This window comes from Psychromonas sp., from assembly GCF_983033635.1.
This window is the reverse complement of sequence record NZ_CEZLMY010000068.1, coordinates 1-18,407: the sequence shown is the minus strand read 5'-3', so window position 1 is coordinate 18,407 and position 18,407 is coordinate 1. Positions and strand designations below refer to the sequence as shown.

At 39.5% G+C, this 18,407-nt stretch carries 17 protein-coding genes, 1 pseudogene and 1 riboswitch; of the genes and pseudogenes, 15 read left to right on the top strand and 3 right to left on the bottom strand.

The genetic code is table 11. The annotated features are described in order from the left end of the window. Nucleotides 1–278 precede the first annotated feature (278 nt). Nucleotides 279–743, top strand: coding sequence for a GNAT family N-acetyltransferase (locus AC4GME_RS10560; protein ID WP_490379367.1), 465 nt, complete (start codon nt 279–281; stop codon nt 741–743). A gap of 181 nt (nt 744–924) precedes the next feature. Here AC4GME_RS10560 and AC4GME_RS10555 read toward each other — a convergent pair whose 3' ends face one another. Continuing rightward, complete coding sequence (locus AC4GME_RS10555; RefSeq protein WP_490376895.1) at nt 925–3,735, bottom strand: hypothetical protein; 2,811 nt, start codon at nt 3,733–3,735, stop codon at nt 925–927. Between the two features lie 86 nt (nt 3,736–3,821). Next, nucleotides 3,822–3,905, bottom strand: a riboswitch (cyclic di-GMP riboswitch). A gap of 518 nt (nt 3,906–4,423) precedes the next feature. On the opposite strand from AC4GME_RS10555, the gene AC4GME_RS10550 reads away from it, so the two are divergent. The 12 genes from AC4GME_RS10550 to AC4GME_RS10495 all read left to right on the top strand — a co-directional run bounded on the left by AC4GME_RS10550 (nt 4,424) and on the right by AC4GME_RS10495 (nt 16,172). Beyond that, a complete protein-coding gene (locus AC4GME_RS10550; protein ID WP_490376894.1) occupies nt 4,424–5,170 on the top strand; it encodes a substrate-binding periplasmic protein in 747 nt (248 codons plus the stop codon). Nucleotides 5,171–6,203: 1,033 nt separating this feature from the next. Beyond that, nucleotides 6,204–6,428 (top strand): hypothetical protein, encoded by a 225-nt coding sequence (locus tag AC4GME_RS10545; RefSeq protein ID WP_490376893.1) that lies wholly within the window; start codon nt 6,204–6,206, stop codon nt 6,426–6,428. 113 nt (nt 6,429–6,541) lie between these two features. Beyond that, a complete protein-coding gene (locus tag AC4GME_RS10540; protein ID WP_490376892.1) occupies nt 6,542–6,877 on the top strand; it encodes a hypothetical protein in 336 nt (111 codons plus the stop codon). A gap of 173 nt (nt 6,878–7,050) precedes the next feature. Continuing rightward, a complete protein-coding gene (locus AC4GME_RS10535) occupies nt 7,051–8,418 on the top strand; it encodes a hypothetical protein (protein ID WP_490376891.1) in 1,368 nt (455 codons plus the stop codon). Between the two features lie 180 nt (nt 8,419–8,598). Beyond that, a complete protein-coding gene (locus AC4GME_RS10530) occupies nt 8,599–9,480 on the top strand; it encodes an NAD-dependent epimerase/dehydratase family protein (RefSeq protein WP_490376890.1) in 882 nt (293 codons plus the stop codon). Nucleotides 9,481–9,605: 125 nt separating this feature from the next. Continuing rightward, entirely contained in the window at nt 9,606–10,163 is a 558-nt protein-coding gene (locus AC4GME_RS10525; protein WP_490376889.1) for a DUF922 domain-containing Zn-dependent protease, read from the top strand. Between the two features lie 77 nt (nt 10,164–10,240). Then, nucleotides 10,241–10,666 (top strand): hypothetical protein, encoded by a 426-nt coding sequence (locus AC4GME_RS10520; protein WP_490376888.1) that lies wholly within the window; start codon nt 10,241–10,243, stop codon nt 10,664–10,666. A 75-nt stretch (nt 10,667–10,741) separates the two neighbouring features. After that, nucleotides 10,742–11,380, top strand: a complete 639-nt coding sequence (locus tag AC4GME_RS10515; RefSeq protein ID WP_490376887.1) for a glutathione S-transferase family protein — start codon at nt 10,742–10,744, stop codon at nt 11,378–11,380. An 89-nt stretch (nt 11,381–11,469) separates the two neighbouring features. Beyond that, nucleotides 11,470–12,462 carry an alpha/beta hydrolase gene (locus tag AC4GME_RS10510; protein ID WP_490376886.1) on the top strand — a complete coding sequence of 331 codons (993 nt, stop codon included), beginning with the start codon at nt 11,470–11,472 and terminating at the stop codon, nt 12,460–12,462. 551 nt (nt 12,463–13,013) lie between these two features. Then, nucleotides 13,014–13,763, top strand: coding sequence for a substrate-binding periplasmic protein (locus AC4GME_RS10505; RefSeq protein ID WP_490376885.1), 750 nt, complete (start codon nt 13,014–13,016; stop codon nt 13,761–13,763). Between the two features lie 330 nt (nt 13,764–14,093). Continuing rightward, nucleotides 14,094–14,408, top strand: a complete 315-nt coding sequence (locus AC4GME_RS10500) for a hypothetical protein (RefSeq protein ID WP_490376884.1) — start codon at nt 14,094–14,096, stop codon at nt 14,406–14,408. A 747-nt stretch (nt 14,409–15,155) separates the two neighbouring features. Further along, a complete protein-coding gene (locus AC4GME_RS10495; RefSeq protein WP_490378055.1) occupies nt 15,156–16,172 on the top strand; it encodes a S1 family serine peptidase in 1,017 nt (338 codons plus the stop codon). Nucleotides 16,173–16,470: 298 nt separating this feature from the next. Here the strand turns inward: AC4GME_RS10495 and AC4GME_RS10490 are convergent. Further along, a pseudogene (locus AC4GME_RS10490) lies at nt 16,471–16,587 on the bottom strand (IS3 family transposase); the annotation flags it as partial. A gap of 213 nt (nt 16,588–16,800) precedes the next feature. On the opposite strand from AC4GME_RS10490, the gene AC4GME_RS10485 reads away from it, so the two are divergent. After that, nucleotides 16,801–17,463 carry a YceH family protein gene (locus tag AC4GME_RS10485; protein ID WP_490378056.1) on the top strand — a complete coding sequence of 221 codons (663 nt, stop codon included), beginning with the start codon at nt 16,801–16,803 and terminating at the stop codon, nt 17,461–17,463. Between the two features lie 133 nt (nt 17,464–17,596). After that, nucleotides 17,597–17,764, top strand: coding sequence for a hypothetical protein (locus AC4GME_RS10480; protein ID WP_490379366.1), 168 nt, complete (start codon nt 17,597–17,599; stop codon nt 17,762–17,764). 354 nt (nt 17,765–18,118) lie between these two features. Here the strand turns inward: AC4GME_RS10480 and AC4GME_RS10475 are convergent. Then, nucleotides 18,119–18,407 (bottom strand): hypothetical protein (locus AC4GME_RS10475; RefSeq protein WP_490379365.1); only part of this gene is annotated, 289 nt, incomplete at its 5' end.

The following is an 18,407-nucleotide window of genomic DNA, read 5'->3' as shown; positions in this document are numbered from 1 at the left end:
CTCGCTGATATTAATATCGACAGTTATCAACTGTTGCTGGCGATATAAAATTTAAAATGAGATAAGTAACTAAGATTAAACGCTTATCTCATTAATCCTGCTCTGTTATCGTTATAATTCATTATTAGATACTGGCTTCAAGTGATAACAGCAGCACGTCGACTGTTAAGTTTAACTCCCTAATAAATAGGTTCTGCTGTATATCGCAGTAATCGAGCCTTCATCTATAATCAGACCATTTGCATATAATCACTAAAAAGTTATTGGAAATTTTTAATATGATCACTATCAGAAGATATATAGAACAAGATGCACAAAGCACATGGTTACTTTATTCCAATACCATTCGAAATATCAATAAACAAGATTATAACGAACAGCAACTGCAAGCGTGGGTTCCCGATTCAATGGACCTGTTTATTTGGAATAAAAGAATGAGTGATATCGAGCCCTTTATTGCAGAAATCGACGGAAAGATTGTGGGATACGCTGATCTGCAGAATGATGGTTTAATCGATCACTTCTTTTGTCATCAGGATCATCAAAAAGAAGGAGTCGGCAGGGCGCTAATGACTCATATTTTTAATGAAGGTAAAAAACAGAAAATAAAACTTTATTTCTCACAAGTAAGCATTACAGCAAAGCCTTTCTTTGAGCATTTTGGATTTAAGGTTGTAAAGCAACAATTAGTTGAAGTAAGAGATCAAAAGTTAACCAACTTTCATATGGAAAAGCGTGCCTAATATAAAACACAAAAGAGAGGCGTTTTTGTTGTGCTGAAAAGCTGTAGCCTTTTTTTTCCTTCTTTTTTTAACTGTTTAATCACACCGCGTCTAAGCCAAAAAGCAGATTGAATTAATTACGATTAAATGAAATAAAAAAGGGCTGGAATTCCAGCCCTTTTTCTCAACGCTTAGCAATGCATTATTGTGCAGCTGTTGATAGTTTCCAAAGTTCAAAGTTACCTTCTTGATTCGTGCCATCGGCATCGACATGATCAAACTTCATTAATAGATGTGATTCCTGCGCTATGGTAACGCTGTATAAATGAATTTTCTCTTGTTGATTTTGTCCGTTGCTATCCAATGGATTAATGATGATCTCTTTCTCTTCACCGGTAAACCATAAAAACTCGAACTGTGGCGCACCTTGGTCAGAACTGATGCTTTGGCAGAGGGCTGCATCGATATAACCACTACCATTTCCAGTGTCTGATGGATTAACGAATATGTCCAGCGAGCAGTCTTCTGCACGAGTGACAGTTAGTCCTGCAGTAGTATCGAACGCGTTAATCGTTATTGCCGATATTTTGCTTAAATTGAAAAACGTTGCAGTGTCAGCCGTTGCACTTGATTGCGCATCGTTACTGGCAATTTCAGACATTAGCATCTGTTCTTCACCAAGCCCTTGCTCAACCTTAAACAACATCCATTCGTTGTTCATTTGCACCAATATTTGTCCTGCTGCATCAACGGTCCATTTACCATATTCAACCTCTTTAACAGTATCGCCCTCATAATGTTCATTAGAGGCAACACGAATAACTGAGTCGGGTTTAAAACGGATTAACATATCGTTATCGTCTTCACGTAAAAAGTACGTGTTGTTTAATAACAATGAAGTATTAGCCTGATCCGCTTCAATTACTGGAACGGGAAGCGGTTGCTGATCTTCATCAACACCAGGAACTGGAAGCGGCTGCTCTGAGTCCGGCTTACCATCTTCAATTGTGTTATCCTGCGGTTGCTCAATGCCACAAGCTTCAGGGCTTAGTTCAACTCTTGTTGACTGCGGCGAAAAACCTGCAAGCACTTGCTCTAAAGCGGCTTTATTCATTGCAACCGCTTTATCTTCACTAATCCCGGACTCAAGTGTAAAACCTTGGCGAACTTGACCGTCTTGCACCGTAATAAATGGTTTCTGATGGCGATCCTGGTCAGAAGAGTCGTTATTATCGAGCCAGCGAGGAATATCTAATTGAATTATGTCCTGACCGTTAATTGTCTCAATTTCCCAACTACTAGTTGCAATAAGCTTAAATCTTGAACAATCTAGTTGGTCACCATAACAATCATCATTATAAAGGTAGAAGTTAGCAGTTTGTTTAACGTCATCGTTATCTGATTGTTGGTTCAAGGAAACTTTAACGCGTTTACCGTGATTGAGGTAAATATCAAAAGTATTGGCTGGTAAAGCGCCATCAGCAGACTGTTCTGTTGTCATTAATTGCTGTAGGGTAGTCGCAATCTGATAATCATCACCGAATCGAACCGCATTGCAGTTTTCCAAGGCTACACCTGTACTGTCACTGCAGCCTTGCCATATTGGTAAAATGTAGTGGTCTTCAACTGCTTCTCCTTTTACATAATAGGCTTTAGCTTCATCAGAGAAGGTTAAACTGCTCTCTTTCAGTGCCTCATGCCAGACAGTCAGGCCTCGGGATACGTTATAAAGAGACTCTCCCGCTATTTCAAACCCTTGAATTGAAATTTCTTCTATGCCGTCATATGCAGAGGTCATGGTCATTGACAGGCCATCGTCAGCAAAGTTAATTAGCGATTCATTATTATGAGCATTATCAGTTAAAACCCAACCTGTTTGACCCAATGTGTAGATAGAGAAATCCTCATTCTTATCATCATCAGACCATGCAACAAACTCGCCAGTTTGCGCATCATATGCAGTTAAGCTGAAGTGCCCTATATTTTCAATAACCTTGAAATTGCCATAAGCAAGTTGTGTTGTACTGATACATTTATTACTCTGTGCATCATAAAAACGTTCCTGCTCCTGCTCTAAGAAATAAATGCCATTCTCAGCAGTAAGCGCTTCTTGCAGATTCATTATTTGGGCTTCACGTTGATCTTTAATATCATCGATTGCCATATGTAGTTCATCTTTTGCAATATGAATCGTATCTTGGATTGAAACTATGATGTCTTGCACTTTAATTTCATCGCCATTCGCTTCGGCTTCATCGATAGCTTGGGTAATTTGCTCTAAACTGCCAGCGACATTACCAATGATAGCCGCTAACGCATCTTTCTTATCGCTATCCTCCAATGTATCAATCTGAGTTTGCAGGTTGTCACTAACTTGTGCAATAGCACCCGCAACAGCTTGAGCGACATGGTGAAGACGCTGATATTGATCTTTGTTTTCATCGGCAGCATCATCACTGCTCGCTTCAACATAGTCACCGGTTAAATCGACTTCATCTGTCGAATCGATACCGAGTTGCATGGCGACAGTCTGCACTGCTTCTTCCTGAGTTTGTTCTGGATTACTGTGCATCTGGTTGTCTATTAAGGTGGTTATCGGACTGACAAAATCGATTTGACCTGGCGGAGATGACATGCTGTAGCTTTGCTCAACCACCACACCTGGATTATCTTCATCAACAGTTTGCCCGGCAATAACTTTAACCAGCAAGCGCACAGTGGATAAATCCAGTGTTTCGTCTAAGCCATTAAATTCGTAGCTACCACCTTCAGCTGTTATCGCCGATGGTTCGTTACTTTCACAAATAGAGTTATTATTGAGATCTAAACACACAAGTGCATTACTAAGGTAACCATCAGCGGCTTTCCCGGTGAATGATTGCAGTACAGGAGCTGGTATTTCATCAGGTGTAGAAGCTGTCTCGCTACTACCGCAGGCGGTCATTAATAATGTTAATGAAATCGCACTAGCCAGACGCGTAGCACGAAATTTCGATTGATAATTGTTGTTCATTGTTCGTCCTCAAATAGGTTTTAAATTGCAGCAAATTAAAACTGAGGTGGACAACGCAAGATAGATTACTGCAGGGAGCAATAATCTTCGGTAACCCCGCTGTCATTGAATAAATCGTTAGACCGGTAGCTTTGCGTCCCAACCTTTCGGATGGTTTGCCTTTATCAGTGATTTTATTATTTACCTCTTGATTACCTTTTGCAATAGCGTGCCTTTCAAATTAACTGCACATTTATATCAATAAAGTCAGTGAATCATAAACGTATTATTGTTATTAACGCTGCTCTATCGCTAGGATACTGGAAGAATAGAGAAAAGCGAGGGCAGCCAGTGCGCCGAGATAAATCGGTATTAGATTAGAGCTGAAATTCCTTAGTTCGCTAAGGTAAAGCGAACCGCCGAAACCCAGAGTTATGGGCTTTGCATCGTAAGGTGCCGAGTTAAGCGTTTACAGAGGAAGCCATAGGCCGCTTGCCATTTAATATTGGAATCCGCAAAATCAACGTCAAGAGTGCAGACCTTGTTGGCCGAAAGGGAAGACAATACGGTAAATAGGCATAAAATCTGTCTGGTATTTGCTAGTCATTTATCGGCTATTCGCAGTCATGAGCAGTTTTACTTGCTCACTTCACTGCGTTTGTGTCTAAACTATAGATAACCACTATAGTTTGAGTAGAGGGTTAAGTTTATGTCTAAGTTTTGTATGAAATTTGTTTTATCTGTCTTATTAGTCAGCTTATCCATTTCATCCTTTTCAAAACCTGCGAAGTACTCTATAACAGATGAAAGCTGGAGCCCTTATTGGATTATTCATTCCCAAAAAGTCAGCGGCATCCTGAATGACATTATGATCCAGCTTGATCAACGTATTGCGGTAACATTAATTGCAGATCAACTTTTCCCCCCTAAAAGAGCTCAAATCAGGTTTAAATATGGTGCTGTTCAAATAGAGTGCTGTGTGAATGAAGCTTGGAGAGCTTCTGAAGAACAGGTTAAAGTTTCATTGTGGACTGATGTATTAATGACGGTTGAAGAGGTACTCATTTTTCCAGTTGGTAAGTCATTTGAGTTTAATAAACTTGAAGATCTGAAGGGGAAGTTAATCTCAACTGTTCGAGGTTATGGTTATGTAGGCAGTGAGTTTTTCATACGAAGTGACAGTAGTGATAATATATCACAAATACAAAAGGTTGCTCTGCAACGATCTGATGCAGGTATTATTGATCGAGCAGCGCTTGTTTATGTGCTCAAAAATAACAAAGAATTAAAAGAGCGAAATGTAAAAGTCGAGATAGGTCCGGTTATCAATCGTTCTGATCTAAAAATACGCGTTCATACTTCTCGTCCAGAGCTGGTAGAGTCGATTAATGCAGCAATAAAAGAAATGAAACAAGACGGCGCTATCCAAAAGACTATCGACAGCTATATTAAGTAATGTAAACCAGAACAGGCTGAATATACCTCAATATTTGAGCGAATTCATAGAAAAACGAGTTTTTCGGATAAGCCTGATTTTAATTCTATTGGTAAACCCTTATTTGGTTTTGTTGGTGATGAGCATAAACAGCAATCACAAGGTATTGGTTATTCATGATTAGATTATATTGAGTTAGTTGATTGGACAGGGCGAGTTTTTCTCGATAATAAACGCGGTGCTATTTGCGAATGCACACCGAGCCTGCTGAGCACTATTGGCCTGGATAGTGAGACGTGGTTAGATTTAGCAAGTAGTTTTGGTAACGAGTATCACGGCGCAGTTAGCTCACTTGAAGCGCTTGCACAATTTGCTGCGAATACAGGTAAGCGCTGGATATCGGGGAAAACAAAATTACAGCGAATGCTTCATTAATATCCGTTATTAATAACATATTTCTCTAATTAGCGCTTTGCTAAGGGATGCTTCCACTTTTCGTCGTATTTACCGAATGATATGAGCTGGTTGAGGGAACAGATTTGTTTTCATGAACGAGTTGTTCATGAGAGAGGTATTTTTCAGCAAGACACTCGGATTCGATAGGTAAAGTTTACTCATAGCAACCTTTTGCAACAAATTTTTGCTAACAGCCTGTGCCAATTTATATTTATGGTTTAGATTTAAGGTAATACATTTAACAAAGAGATCCTATTGTATGGCCGACATTGTTAAAAATCTACTGAAGAGGGCGGTGATAATTATCGTCCTGGCTTTACCCGTTACATGATGTATTTATAGATTCAGATTGCACACGCTTTTTATTAATTAAATTATTAACCGATTGAAAATATTAGGTTATTTAAAAGTGTAATGTATTTATAGAGACATCTATAAATACATATCCTCACTTTCCCTGTGAAATCAATATCAAACATATGAGTTAAACATGATGCAACCTGCTGTTTCATAAGATTAATTTTGCTATAAAGTATCTTTATCAGATAGATTCTGTGTGTGTTAGTAAGCATGCAATCTTATATATACAAGGATAATCATGCACAACATGGAAATTACAAAATCTCAAGAAACGTTTCTCCAAATTACAAAAATTGTTGAAACTGAATGTGCTCAAGATGCAAGCAAACTATTAGCAGATGGCTTTGTTTTACTTGGTGTAAGCAATAGTATTTTTGAAGATAGTGAAAATCGTTTTGTTTATACCGTTGGTTTTCCTAAACCAATTGAAGAACTTAGTCACTGGGCTCGTTCTAACTTTTAACAAAGAGTATATAACAACAGCTAATTAATAAGGACAAAAAACAGTTGGCTATTTTCGTTCCTTAATATTTTAGCTAATAATTTTTTGCCCATTATTAGGGCGTTGGGTGATATATGGAAACCAAAACTAATCTAGCATGCGAATTTTCTAAAGGAAGCGCCGACTACGTAAACACGGATGTTTCTTCAATTGAAATTAGCCCATTGCGGAGTGGCGGCACTTTGGCTGTTGCTCGGGTTGCACATTCAAGTGGTGAATGGATAAGATCAGGAGAAGCGTTTACAACGTTAGATGGAATTGAACTTGTTTACCATACATTTAACGATGGTGAAATAGCATTTGAGTTATATGGATGTGAGCTCCAATTTCACTTGAAGGAGACGCTTTTCGATCCTGAAACAAAATTCACTATTAAAAATATTTGTAGCTATGAAGAGCCAGCAGTTTGAGCTTCGAAAATAAATCACCCAACAAGTAAATGCAGGCGGATCCATCAGCTAAGTAAAGGGATATTGAGGGAGAGTTGCTACAAAGACAGATCAGACTGTAGGTAAATCACGGTTTTATTACATGAAAAACCAAGAACAGAGTAGCTGCCAATGCATACAAAAGGAATTTTCAAATGAGCAAACATAAACATTTTGGGCCTGATGGCATTAAAACTCTGAAATTGACCAAATGGGAACTTGAAAACCTGCATCTGCCACCAGTGACTACCGTAACGCTGTATGAAGGCGCCCCCCCGATCGAGTTCCTGCGCCATCGGTTGGCGTTGATTTTTGAAAAAAATCCGTGGCTCACTTCACGCATCATAAAAAAGAACACGGCAGATCGTGTGGTGGCGCTGGCGTATGCCAAGACCTTTGACCTTGAGCCTAGCATTGACCAATATTTCTCTGTGTATGAGCCTGGAGATATAGGCTTTTCGCTTAGCATGCCTTATGAATCGATCGTAAGCTGTTTGGTGCCGGTTCAGTGCGCACGCTCGAAACCGGCGACCGATAACGATCAGCCTTTGTTTAAAGTGGCGGTTATTCCGATTGAAACAGAAGAAACGGGTGACAATCAAGCCACGCCTTTGCAGCAGGCTGTAACTTTGCCGGGCTTTGCCTTGGTCGTTTCCATGAACCACACTTTAGGTGATGGACATACCTATTACAAATTGTACGGCATGTTGAGCGCGGATACAGATGTGGAGGTTCTTGACCCGGTGCGGGTTGCTGATTTTGAGGAAGCCAAAACTGAGGTCATTGGTGAAAAGGAAAACGCAATGTTTACCTCGGCCGGTTTCGGCCTGGGTATTTTGGGAACCTATATGGGTACAAAGGTGACCCGTCGCGATCCGCAAAATGTGTGTATTCATGCGGTAGACCCGGACTGGGTGGCGCAGGAGAAAGTCAGTGCGAAACAGGAAGGACTGGTTCGATTTGTGTCTACCAATGATGCACTCACCTCATGGTTTTTCCGCGAGATGAAATCGGATATCAATATCATGGTTGCCAATTTCCGCAGCAGAGAGCCATCCATTTTGGGACTGGCAGAGCATCAGGTGGGCAATTATGAAGCCAACGTGCCTTATTTCCCGGGAGATGTGGAAACCCCTAGCCTCATCCGCCAATCAATCCGCAATGCTGATGGCGGATTCCGTGCCTGCCGAGCTGGGTCGCCTCCTACCGAGATCCCCAAATTCCTGACACTGTTACGTAATAAGAGTGCAATCATCACAAATTGGGCTACCTTTTATCGTGATGTGGTACTGCAAGATAATGCGTCAGACAATAAGACAAGCCCGCATAATCCAAAACTGCATTTACCTATCATGGAACCAGATGGAATAATCACATCGGTCTGGAATAACGGAATTATCTTCTGCCCCCGCGCTAATGAACTGGGATTATTCATGATTACCCGGCACTTTGATAGCGAGATGCTGACACGGCAGAAGGAACAAGATGGCCCTAATGTTCCTATGGGAGCGCGTATTGTATAACAACCATCTTGTGCTCTGGTTGAATATGTTGGGGCCACGGAGATGAAAGAGCGGTATTTATAACCTCTAGTCAGGACAGCAACAATCTGTTGCAGCGGACGGCGTACTCACGGCTCCGCTGAACTGAAATGTTAGCTGATAAAACGATTTCGGTTCGGACATTCAAATAGGCAGTAAAAGTTGAAAATTTTAATTACAGGAACAGCTGGTAGAGTAGGACGTGCAATTTATATCAATCTAATGAAAAAACACGAAGTTGTTGGTATTGATAGAACTCCTTGTTCAACAACGGACTATGTAGGAGATATCCGTGATACCACTTTATTGGCTAAAGCTTTAGAAGGTGTTGAAGTTGTTATTCATACAGCGGCACTGCATGCGCCTCATGTTGGACTGCTTTCTGATAATGAATTTGAAGAAGTTAATATTAAAGCAACGGAACGCTTAGCTTTATTGGGTTTAAAGATGGGTATTAAACATTTTGTGTTCACTAGTACCACCGCTCTTTATGGTTATTCATCAACGCCCGAGGATGTAGCGGGTTGGGTGAATGAAACAGTTACGCCAAGTCCTAAAAGCATTTATCACAAATCAAAGATTAAGGCTGAACAGTTACTAGAAAAAATTTCAAACGTGTTTAATTTACCCGTCACTGTTCTGCAAATATCTCGTTGCTTCCCAGAGCCAGCAGATTTAATGGCTGTCTATCGTTTAACGCGTGGTATTGATGCTCGAGATGTGGCAAGTGCTCATGCTTGCGCAGTAGAAAAACGTTTATCGGGTTTTAGGCGTTTTATCATTTCCGGACAGACACCATTTCATAAAACATGTTGTGGTGAGCTGTACCGAAACGCTGATGATGTTATACAAGAGTATGCGCCAAATCTTGCCGCGGACTTCGCAAGCCGAGGTTGGTGCTTACCTAAAACTCTCGACCGAGTTTATGATTCGACTTTGGCGCAACGAGAGCTTGGTTGGCAACCTAAATACGGCTATCAAAGCGTGTTAAGTTTACTGGATAATGAATTGTCGGAAGTGCTTCCGGCAACGAGTCATCGCTAACAGGCAGTTAAATTGAAATTAACAAAGTCTATCACGCCATTTTCTGAACAAATCGCCGCCAGCACTTGCTGCACTTATTAACTGGCCGTTATTTTTTTGTGTATATATCAATCATGAACTATTTATTGAAAGCCTCATTTTTTACATTTTTATTTTCAGGTTCAGCATTAGCTACGCCAAAAGTAAGTGTAGAAACGAAATACTATCCAATTTATGGGGCAACTGCTGATATGCTGAGAAAAGAGATGAATACGAAGAGTTCCATCAGGCAGTCAGGAAAAACATATGATGCATATACATATTGGTATGTGAGCTGGCGCTTTAACTGGAATACAAAAAATGGACAGTGCCATATAACAACGGTCTCTAGTACAGTTGACGTAAAGTTTACTTTGCCTAAATGGGTGAACTGTAACGATTCGGATAGTACGCTTAAGAATAAATGGGACCGATATTACAGCGCATTAATTGATCATGAAAATGGACATAAAGATTTTGCTGTTAATGCAGCAAATGAAGTTGAAGAGAAGCTTTTAAAACTAACGTCATCAAGCTCTTGCCCCTTATTAGAGGAAAGGGCTAATGCGTTAGGTACAAAAATTATCAATAAGCACATAGCCCTTGAAATGAAATATGATAAAAGCACCAACCACGGAATGAATAATGGCGCTAAATTCCCATAGATCAAAATACAACCAGGCAAACAAGCGGATATCTTTAAGACGCCAGTTATTGCGGTATTATGCAGAGGACAATTGAAATGTATCGTATATTGTTTCTGCTTTTATTCTTTCCTTATATAACTATGGCAGGCGATCGGACAGAGTCTTTTAAAACCGAATTTAGATGGCAGTATGGTTCGTTATTCCACATGATTGAAACAGGTAGCTGGGCAGAGGTTTCAAAGTTAGAAAGTGCTCATGTAAAATGTGGGTTCGGACCAGGAGAAGATGGTAAAGGCTGCATCAAAAGAGTATATGGTTCAAATTCTAGTTGTGTTAATAAGCTTCTTTTTGCACTTAGGCAAGGCTGCAGAATTAAAAATGAGTCAAACACTCTTTCATGTGTTTCACCTCCACAGTGGGAAGATGAAAATATAATTATATTAGGTTCAAGAGCAAGTTTTAGTTTTAATAGTGTCACCCAAAAAATTCAAATAGATTCTTTAATTTGTGATGGTGATTAAATGCATAACAAAAGTTCAAGATTGGTGTTATAAGCAACGGTAGTTTTTCTGTTCATTTCACAAAAGGAAGATCAATTGTATAAGCTTTACTATTATCCTAACAATGCCAGTTTAGCCCCTCATTTTTTACTGCATGAGATGAATTTGGAGTATGAACTTGAACTTGTTGATCGGAAATCCAATACGCAAAAATCAGTTGAGTATTTAAAGCTAAATCCTGTTGGACGAATTCCAACTTTAGTTGATGGCACGTTAGTTCTTTTTGAAAGCCCAGCTATTTGTATTCACCTTTGTGAACAAAATCCAGGTAAAAAATTAATTCCCCCTATAGGAAGCCTCGACAGACCTAAGTTTTTTCAATGGCTTACTTTTTTAAATAACACGCTTCAAGCGGAACTGATGATTTATTATTACCCGCACAAACATACAACAAATGAAAAATGTATTCCTAACATAATCACGGCCCAAGAAGAGCGTATATCTGAAGCTCTTTTAATTATCGACAATCAGTTAGAGGATAAACAATATCTCTTAGGTAATGAGATTTCTGCCTGTGATTTTTTCCTATTTATGTTAGCTGAGTGGTCATTAAAAATAGAGAAGTCACCATTAACATTTCCTAATCTTAGCTTATACCTCAGAAGGCTGGCTAAACATTCAACTATTCGTGATGTTTGCAGGAAAGAAAAAATAGACCTTGAGGTATTTCAGTAATTGCTTATAACAAGAAATTAGCGGGATTTGTAACATTAGGCAGGAATAGAACCTGCTAGGATAAAGCACATCAAACGCAAGAGGGATAAATGATGAACAAAAATATTCGAAAAATATTTACCTTTGTACTCATCTCTGCGGCGATTTATTTCGGAATTGCTGCAGTGCTGATTTTGACGGGCAAACCCCAAGAGCCTGGTCCGGCTCAGCGTGGCATAAACTTCAGTGAGATGTTTTTCGATTACTTAACCCTACCAGAACTGCAAAGCTTTGTTGCCAGAGATAGCACACAGTTAGCGTATCGGCACTATCCAGCAGAATCCAATAAGATTGTCATTCTGTTGCATGGCTCAGGCTGGCATAGCCAGCAATTCTTGCCTTTAGCCGAATTCATAAGCTCTGAAGGTCTAGCCCAGGTATACACTCCAGATTTACGCGGACATGGGCGAGCCCCTAAAAGAAGAGGGGACGTGGACTATATCGGCCAATTTGAAGATGACCTGGCGGATCTCATCACCATGATTGAGAAGGATAATCCGAACGCAATGTTGATTATTGGAGGACATTCATCTGGGGGTGGTTTGGCTATCCGCTTTGCGGGAGGCCAGTATGGAACACAAGCAGATGCCTATATGTTGCTGGCTCCCTTCGTTTATTATAACGCTCCTACGACGCGGCCGAACGCAGGCGGGTGGGCACAACCCTATACTGGGCGAATTGTCGGGCTAACCATGCTGAATAACGTGGGAATTCATTGCTTCGATTATCTGACTGCCATTGATTTCAACATGCCGGAAGAGATCCGTAATAAGACCGAAACTTTGTCGTACTCTTTTCGACTCAACACATCCTACGCCCCTCGTAATTATGAGAAAGATCTCAGCACTATCACACAACCTTTATTAGTTGTCGCCGGTACAGCAGACGAAACGATGTTCGCAGAGCAATATGAACCAGTAATTTCTCAATACACAGATGTACAGGTAAAGCTATTGCAAGATGTAACGCATATGGGGGTGGTTGTTGGCCCTGAAGTGCGACCTGTTATTAAAAAATGGTTGAAAGGACTCAGCAAACCATAGTCCTTTACTTCATGAACAATCAATTCAGCGGCGTGGTTAACCTACGATTTCGGTCAAAGATAACACCCGTATCTTTGGTAGGATAGAGCCTTAGAGCACAGGAGCTTCTTTTTATGCTGCTCTCAACTCCAATACAACTATGAAATGGTATTTATCAGCAAGCGATTAATTTCCAGCTATTACATTAACAAAACAATAAAAATCCATTTACGGAATAAACCCGTAATAGCTGGCGTTAGCTTCAAATATGAACCTACGAGATTCTTTAAAGTCTAACTCGATGTTTCTATTATGCGGAATGATCTCGTGCACAGAAAACTATCATTTTTAGTGCTTATCAACCAAAACCGTTTTCGTTTGGCTCATTTCCGGCTTTTAATTGAAGTTTCTATATCTTACCAACTAACAGCCCTCCATTTAATAATGTGGAGCGGCCTGATATTTTTGTTTTTAGAAACATAGAACTATACTTTTATACAGTAGAAACAATGGTTGAAACATGTATATAATGGATTGATCACTCATTGTTTAACCGTTTTTTGGATTGCCGAATGAGATTTAAAATATTGAAATATTTCACCATTTGGATGCCGATTTTGTTAATGCTTAGTCCAAATGTTTTGCAGGCCGAATCATTTACAGTTGGGCTTTATCAAGACGGGCTTCCACCTTTGATGTTTCCAGAAAATGATGTGCAAAAGGGAATCTACAAGGATATATTCAGTGAAATTGAGAAAATCACAGGTTACTCATTTCAGTATAAATATTACCCAGCTGCTCGTGTTAATACATCCTTTGAAAACGGCGGGCTTGATATTGAACCCGGTATTAATCCCGTCTGGCGACAGGATTCAAAAGTTCCGGGAGAGTACACAATCCCCTTTGCCAAAAATTTTACTGTAGTACTGTTTGCAGGAGGAGAAAAGGTGGCGGTTAATAGCCTTCAAGATTTAAAAGGCAAAACAATAGGAACAGTGCGCGGCTATTTTTATCCCGGCTATATGGACGAATTCGCAAAAAAAACAATTATTCGACACGACAGCACTTCGGAGAAACAACTTTTAAAAATGCTGGCTAAGGGCAGACTTGTTCAGGTTTTCATTGACAAAGCATTTGCCCAGTATTGGATGAAAGAGAGTCCTGCTTATAAGGATTTTAAAATCGGTAATACTATTAATGAACTCGATATAATGATGAGGGTGCATCCCCAGAAAAAACATCATGTTAGTAAAATAAACAAAGCTTTGAAACAATTATTAAAAGCAGGAACAATTGAAGCAATTTACGAAAAATATCAATAATTCCTTTTGACCATAAAAGACCTTGAAGCAGCAATTTTATATATTCTTTAGCAATAAACTTTGCCCAAGCAGATTCTGAAAAAATTTAACACTTAATAGTATATTTATCGATGAACTATATCGGTTTATTAAGTTATGTGTGGTGACTGCTCTAGTTAACTAAGTAGAGGAAATATTTATCCCTGAAATGTGATGTAATCATTTGTTTTATCAAATTAACTTTGTTGTGGATGACTATCATTAAATACATATCACTCGCACATTAGTGCGAATGCAGATGACTATACTGTTAACTTCTATTATGAGCGATAGAAAAAAAAGGGGGTTGTTATGATAACCAATATTATTGAAGAGATTACTAGTGATCGTGCACTTGAAAAGTATTCAAATAGAAATCGTTTGTTAAAGGAAGCTGTTTCCTATGTTGGGCACCCCAAACAAAGTACATCCGAACCCGATAAGATTTTTTTGCGCCTGAATCCCTTGTCAAGTAATGGCGCGTTGCTAGAATTCAAAACCGAAGATGTTGTATTTGCCGAAAACATAGAAACAGTGGCCAATAAAGACGGGGAAACATTTCAGATTTTTAAGATATGGATTCGTATCGGCAGTGTCGGTATCAAGCTTGAACAATTCTCCGTGTAGGATTATTCGAATATTTTTGGCCTATTACTATTAAGATATTTATCATTTTGATTTTTTATGCTTAGTTAGAATTAGGTAATTTAAGAAAGCAATTTTCAGTTAACAACTGGCTGAATCAGACGCGGGTGGGATTTAAGATATTCAAATACTAAATCATTTCAATAAGATTTGACATAAGTTCGAAAACTAGCTGGCACTACTTTTAATTATTAAAGGAAATGCCTTAATTCAATGCTAGATTTCAAGTGAGATCGCCTTACTGTTAATAAAATGGATCTTATTTTCTTCAGTAAGAACAAAGACTTGAAACAACACATTGCTAAATCAATACCTACCACTTTAATGTTCATGCGATGCTCCTTTGATTAAACAATTTAATCTAATTATGGCTTACGTAACGCCATTGGGTAGGGGCGTCCATCACATCACAAAGCGAGATAGATTATTTACTCTAATATCGTGCTGTCACTTAATTCTCATAATTTCAATCGGTTGAGGTGACGCGCATATAGTGAATTAAACGCATTCTTCATTTGCTTTTTATTGTCATTTCATTTACTTTTATTACGAATTCCAAGATTAAAAATATTCGAGGTGAGTACACTTAGATATTTGCTAAGTAGATGTTTTAATCTGCCGCTCAGCGGCTTAGTTCAACAAAGCAAATCAATCAGACGTATTAAGGCTGTTGATTGCGGCGTAAGCTTTCATAATTTTTCGGAATTCTCCCATAAATAAGGAAGTGAAATGTTAAAAAAAGTAATATCGATAATTTCGTTAGCTATTTTATCGGGCAGCGTAATAGCAAAAAATATTCCAATAGCGTCAGCTAGTATTATATCTCAGCCCAGGATTGTGGGCGGTGCTGATGCAGCGATCACCCAAACCCCCTGGCAGGTGCAACTCGAAATCGGCATCGATGATAGCGATATGCTCAGAGCTTGCGGCGGCACACTGATTGCCGATCGTTGGGTGATAACGGCTGCACATTGTGTTAAATCCGCAAAAGCGGAGCAAATCATCGTTTATTCTGGCAACTCGACGCATTTTATGTCGTCGGCAAAAAAGGGAAATTCAGTCAGACAATTAATTCTTCATCCGAAATATATTAAGCCTGTAAATGATATTGCATTGTTAGAGCTAAAAGCTACGCCATCAGCACCTGCACAACCGATCAGGCTAATGGATACGGCGATGCAAGTCGATGCAGATTTTGAATTTGAAAGTGCGCAACCCGAAAACTTATTTCTGTCTGGCTGGGGCAGAACTAATGCACAAAGTACTCAAAGTACACAAACATTGCAAAAAGTTATTTTCGATGGTGTCAGTGACGAGCAATGCGCACAGGCTTGGGGCTGGACACATTCTCAGGCTCTAGCTCCGTATTTCATTTGCGCAAATAAAATTTCTAAAGGAGCATGTGCTGGGGATTCTGGCGGGCCACTGGTTTGGCAGGATAAATCCGCCGCGAGTGACGCAGATAAGGGCTATCGGTTAGCTGGTGTGGTCAGCTTTGGAGGTAAGGAGTGCGCAAATAACGCATTGCCTGATGTTTACACCCAAGTAAGCAGTTATAGAACTTGGATTGAGAGCCACATTACAGACTACCAAATCCCTGAACCATATTTTAGTTATAACATTTTTGATATAGATTACAGTAAAAAAACTCAACCTACCGCTGACAAGAAGGCGGGGTCATTTGGTTCTTTCATCCTCGTGATAATGACCGTATTGTGCTTCGTTCGAAAAAAATACGCGGTCTGAATATAAAAAGAATGAATAATGTTTTTCTAGCCGTCGATGTTGCCTGTCGACGGTGATTTAACTGCTCAAATCATTATGGTCAGCGCTGCCTGATCAAAGTCATACTCATTAATTGGATCTCATAGTGGCATGCAATTAAATAGTGTTCCAACAACATGGCAGTGGCCAAATTAATTTAGTCATTTATTTCTAGTTTGTAAGTCGTTGGGGCGTTAGCTACTTAGGTTTCTAAGGCGGAAAGGGGCACATTGCGCCTTAGAAGTTTGCACAACTTATCTGCTGATACGATCTCATTTCAGCTAGCTTTACGTTTATAGCCTCGAATAGCTTTTATTTTAGCTGCATTCATGATGAGATAGACTCGATTTTTACCACACAATTCACTATTATCACGTAAATCTAAGCTAATATTCCTTGTCTTCTGAGTTTTTTATTTCCATTAAATGTTCTTTTTATGGCCGTGCTGCGCTTTGGTTTGATTGCAGTTCAGTTAACAGATATTAATTATCAATCTTTAAAAGATCTTTCTTCTTTTTATTGCTCTTAACCAAACTAATTTCAACAAAAAACCATATAATCAATTACTTTCTACACTATTAAGTATGAATATCTTAAGGAAGCCCACTAGATGATCACATTAACTGCTTTGCAAAGTCGTGTTATTGGCGTAATGCTTGAAAAAGAGAGCACCACACCTGAACAATATCCTTTGTCGTTAAATGCTCTGACCAACGGCTGTAATCAAAAGAGTAACCGGGAACCGGTTATGTCGCTTTCAGAAACTGAAGTGCAAAATGTTCTTGATGAATTAATCGATATGAAACAGCTGATGGTCGATTCTGGAGCATCAGGACGAGTTAATAAGTATAAGCACAGGTTCTGTAATACGTCATTTGGCAATTTACAATTAACAGAACAACAAAAATCGATTATTTGTGTGTTGTTTCTTCGTGGTCCGCAAACACCTGGTGAGCTGCGCACCCGCACTAATCGTTTAGCTGACTTTGCCAATGTTAATGAAGTTGAAGTCGCTCTTGAGCAATTGCAAAACTTAAACAACGTACAGTTAGTGAAAAAGTTAGCAAGAGAGCCCGGTAAAAGAGAGTCTCGCTACATACATCTATTTTCTGATACTTCTGAAGCAGAATTTGCACCTATAGAAGCTGGAGCTAATTCAGCACCAGTATCTTCAACAGATCAGGGCGAACTTGAAACTCGGGTGGAGTTATTAGAGCAAGAGGTTAATGAGTTAAAAGCAGAGTTAGCTCGTTTGTCGGCTTTAGTTGAATAGACATAAGCTAACGTAAAACTTACCGTTTAAAACCACATGACTTATTTTTACCTAGGGCTATTTGGGGCACCTGAGAACACTTATCAATAATTCATTCCCACGAAAATGGATTATTAATATAAATGGCCGGTATATGACTGAAAAAACAGAGTCTAAATTTTCTCCAAAATTATTCCTTAAATCTAGAAGACCAGAGCGTTTTTCTGATTCGGTAATAAAGGAAACCGGCAAATTAGATCGTTCTGCGTTGGAATATCAGCTATCAACACTTAATCGAAGAAATTTAGAATTGGCATTTTAGGACTTTTCGAAAAAACTGTGTGAAAAGGTTGTTTGTCCAAATCTACTCGAACAAACAGGTCTATTCTGGCCAAGTAAAACTGGCCACAAATTTGTAAGTTTGTAAGGCGCAATGGGGCACAAAGCGCTTTAGAACTTTTGCACTCTTTATCTGTTGAGATCACTCTATTTATGCTCGTTTTCTCCCTGAAGCAAGCGTAAAAGCCTATCTATCTTTATACCTAGATACAGCAAGGACAGAATTAAGCGGGGCACGTCTTTTTGCGCGTCCGGCGAACATAGTGAACGTACTTAAATGACTTATATTTGACCAAGCCACTTATTTAGTTGCAAAAACTCTAGGACTGTTGTGTGTTTAGTGCCGCGCTTTGCTACTCGTTTCGATCAAATCGACAAGTATTCGCTCGACATTGCTGCCACCAATACCAACACGCGCGCCAGGGGGAATTGTAGCCAGCGTCTGCGTAGAGCGCTGATAGTTACCCGTCACAAAATCATTAAGTGAGGACACTAGGGCAAGTGAAACAGCACGATTCGGCCCACTGGGAGTGCCAGAAATAGTTTCTTCACATCGTTTAAGTCCGGCTATATCGCCTGCTGTAGCGTACAGGCCCGCTACATGAAGTGCGATGAAAGGATGGCTC

Excerpts from the sequence above, each read along its gene's own strand:
- AC4GME_RS10560 (WP_490379367.1), top strand. The coding sequence starts at position 279 with ATGATCACTATCAGAAGATATATAGAACAAGATGCACAAAGCACATGG.
- AC4GME_RS10555 (WP_490376895.1), bottom strand. The coding sequence starts at position 3,735 with ATGAACAACAATTATCAATCGAAATTTCGTGCTACGCGTCTGGCTAGT.
- AC4GME_RS10550 (WP_490376894.1), top strand. The coding sequence starts at position 4,424 with ATGTCTAAGTTTTGTATGAAATTTGTTTTATCTGTCTTATTAGTCAGC.
- AC4GME_RS10545 (WP_490376893.1), top strand. The coding sequence starts at position 6,204 with ATGCACAACATGGAAATTACAAAATCTCAAGAAACGTTTCTCCAAATT.
- AC4GME_RS10540 (WP_490376892.1), top strand. The coding sequence starts at position 6,542 with ATGGAAACCAAAACTAATCTAGCATGCGAATTTTCTAAAGGAAGCGCC.
- AC4GME_RS10535 (WP_490376891.1), top strand. The coding sequence starts at position 7,051 with ATGAGCAAACATAAACATTTTGGGCCTGATGGCATTAAAACTCTGAAA.
- AC4GME_RS10520 (WP_490376888.1), top strand. The coding sequence starts at position 10,241 with ATGTATCGTATATTGTTTCTGCTTTTATTCTTTCCTTATATAACTATG.
- AC4GME_RS10510 (WP_490376886.1), top strand. The coding sequence starts at position 11,470 with ATGATGAACAAAAATATTCGAAAAATATTTACCTTTGTACTCATCTCT.
- AC4GME_RS10505 (WP_490376885.1), top strand. The coding sequence starts at position 13,014 with ATGAGATTTAAAATATTGAAATATTTCACCATTTGGATGCCGATTTTG.
- AC4GME_RS10500 (WP_490376884.1), top strand. The coding sequence starts at position 14,094 with ATGATAACCAATATTATTGAAGAGATTACTAGTGATCGTGCACTTGAA.
- AC4GME_RS10495 (WP_490378055.1), top strand. The coding sequence starts at position 15,156 with ATGTTAAAAAAAGTAATATCGATAATTTCGTTAGCTATTTTATCGGGC.
- AC4GME_RS10485 (WP_490378056.1), top strand. The coding sequence starts at position 16,801 with ATGATCACATTAACTGCTTTGCAAAGTCGTGTTATTGGCGTAATGCTT.
- AC4GME_RS10480 (WP_490379366.1), top strand. The coding sequence starts at position 17,597 with ATGACTGAAAAAACAGAGTCTAAATTTTCTCCAAAATTATTCCTTAAA.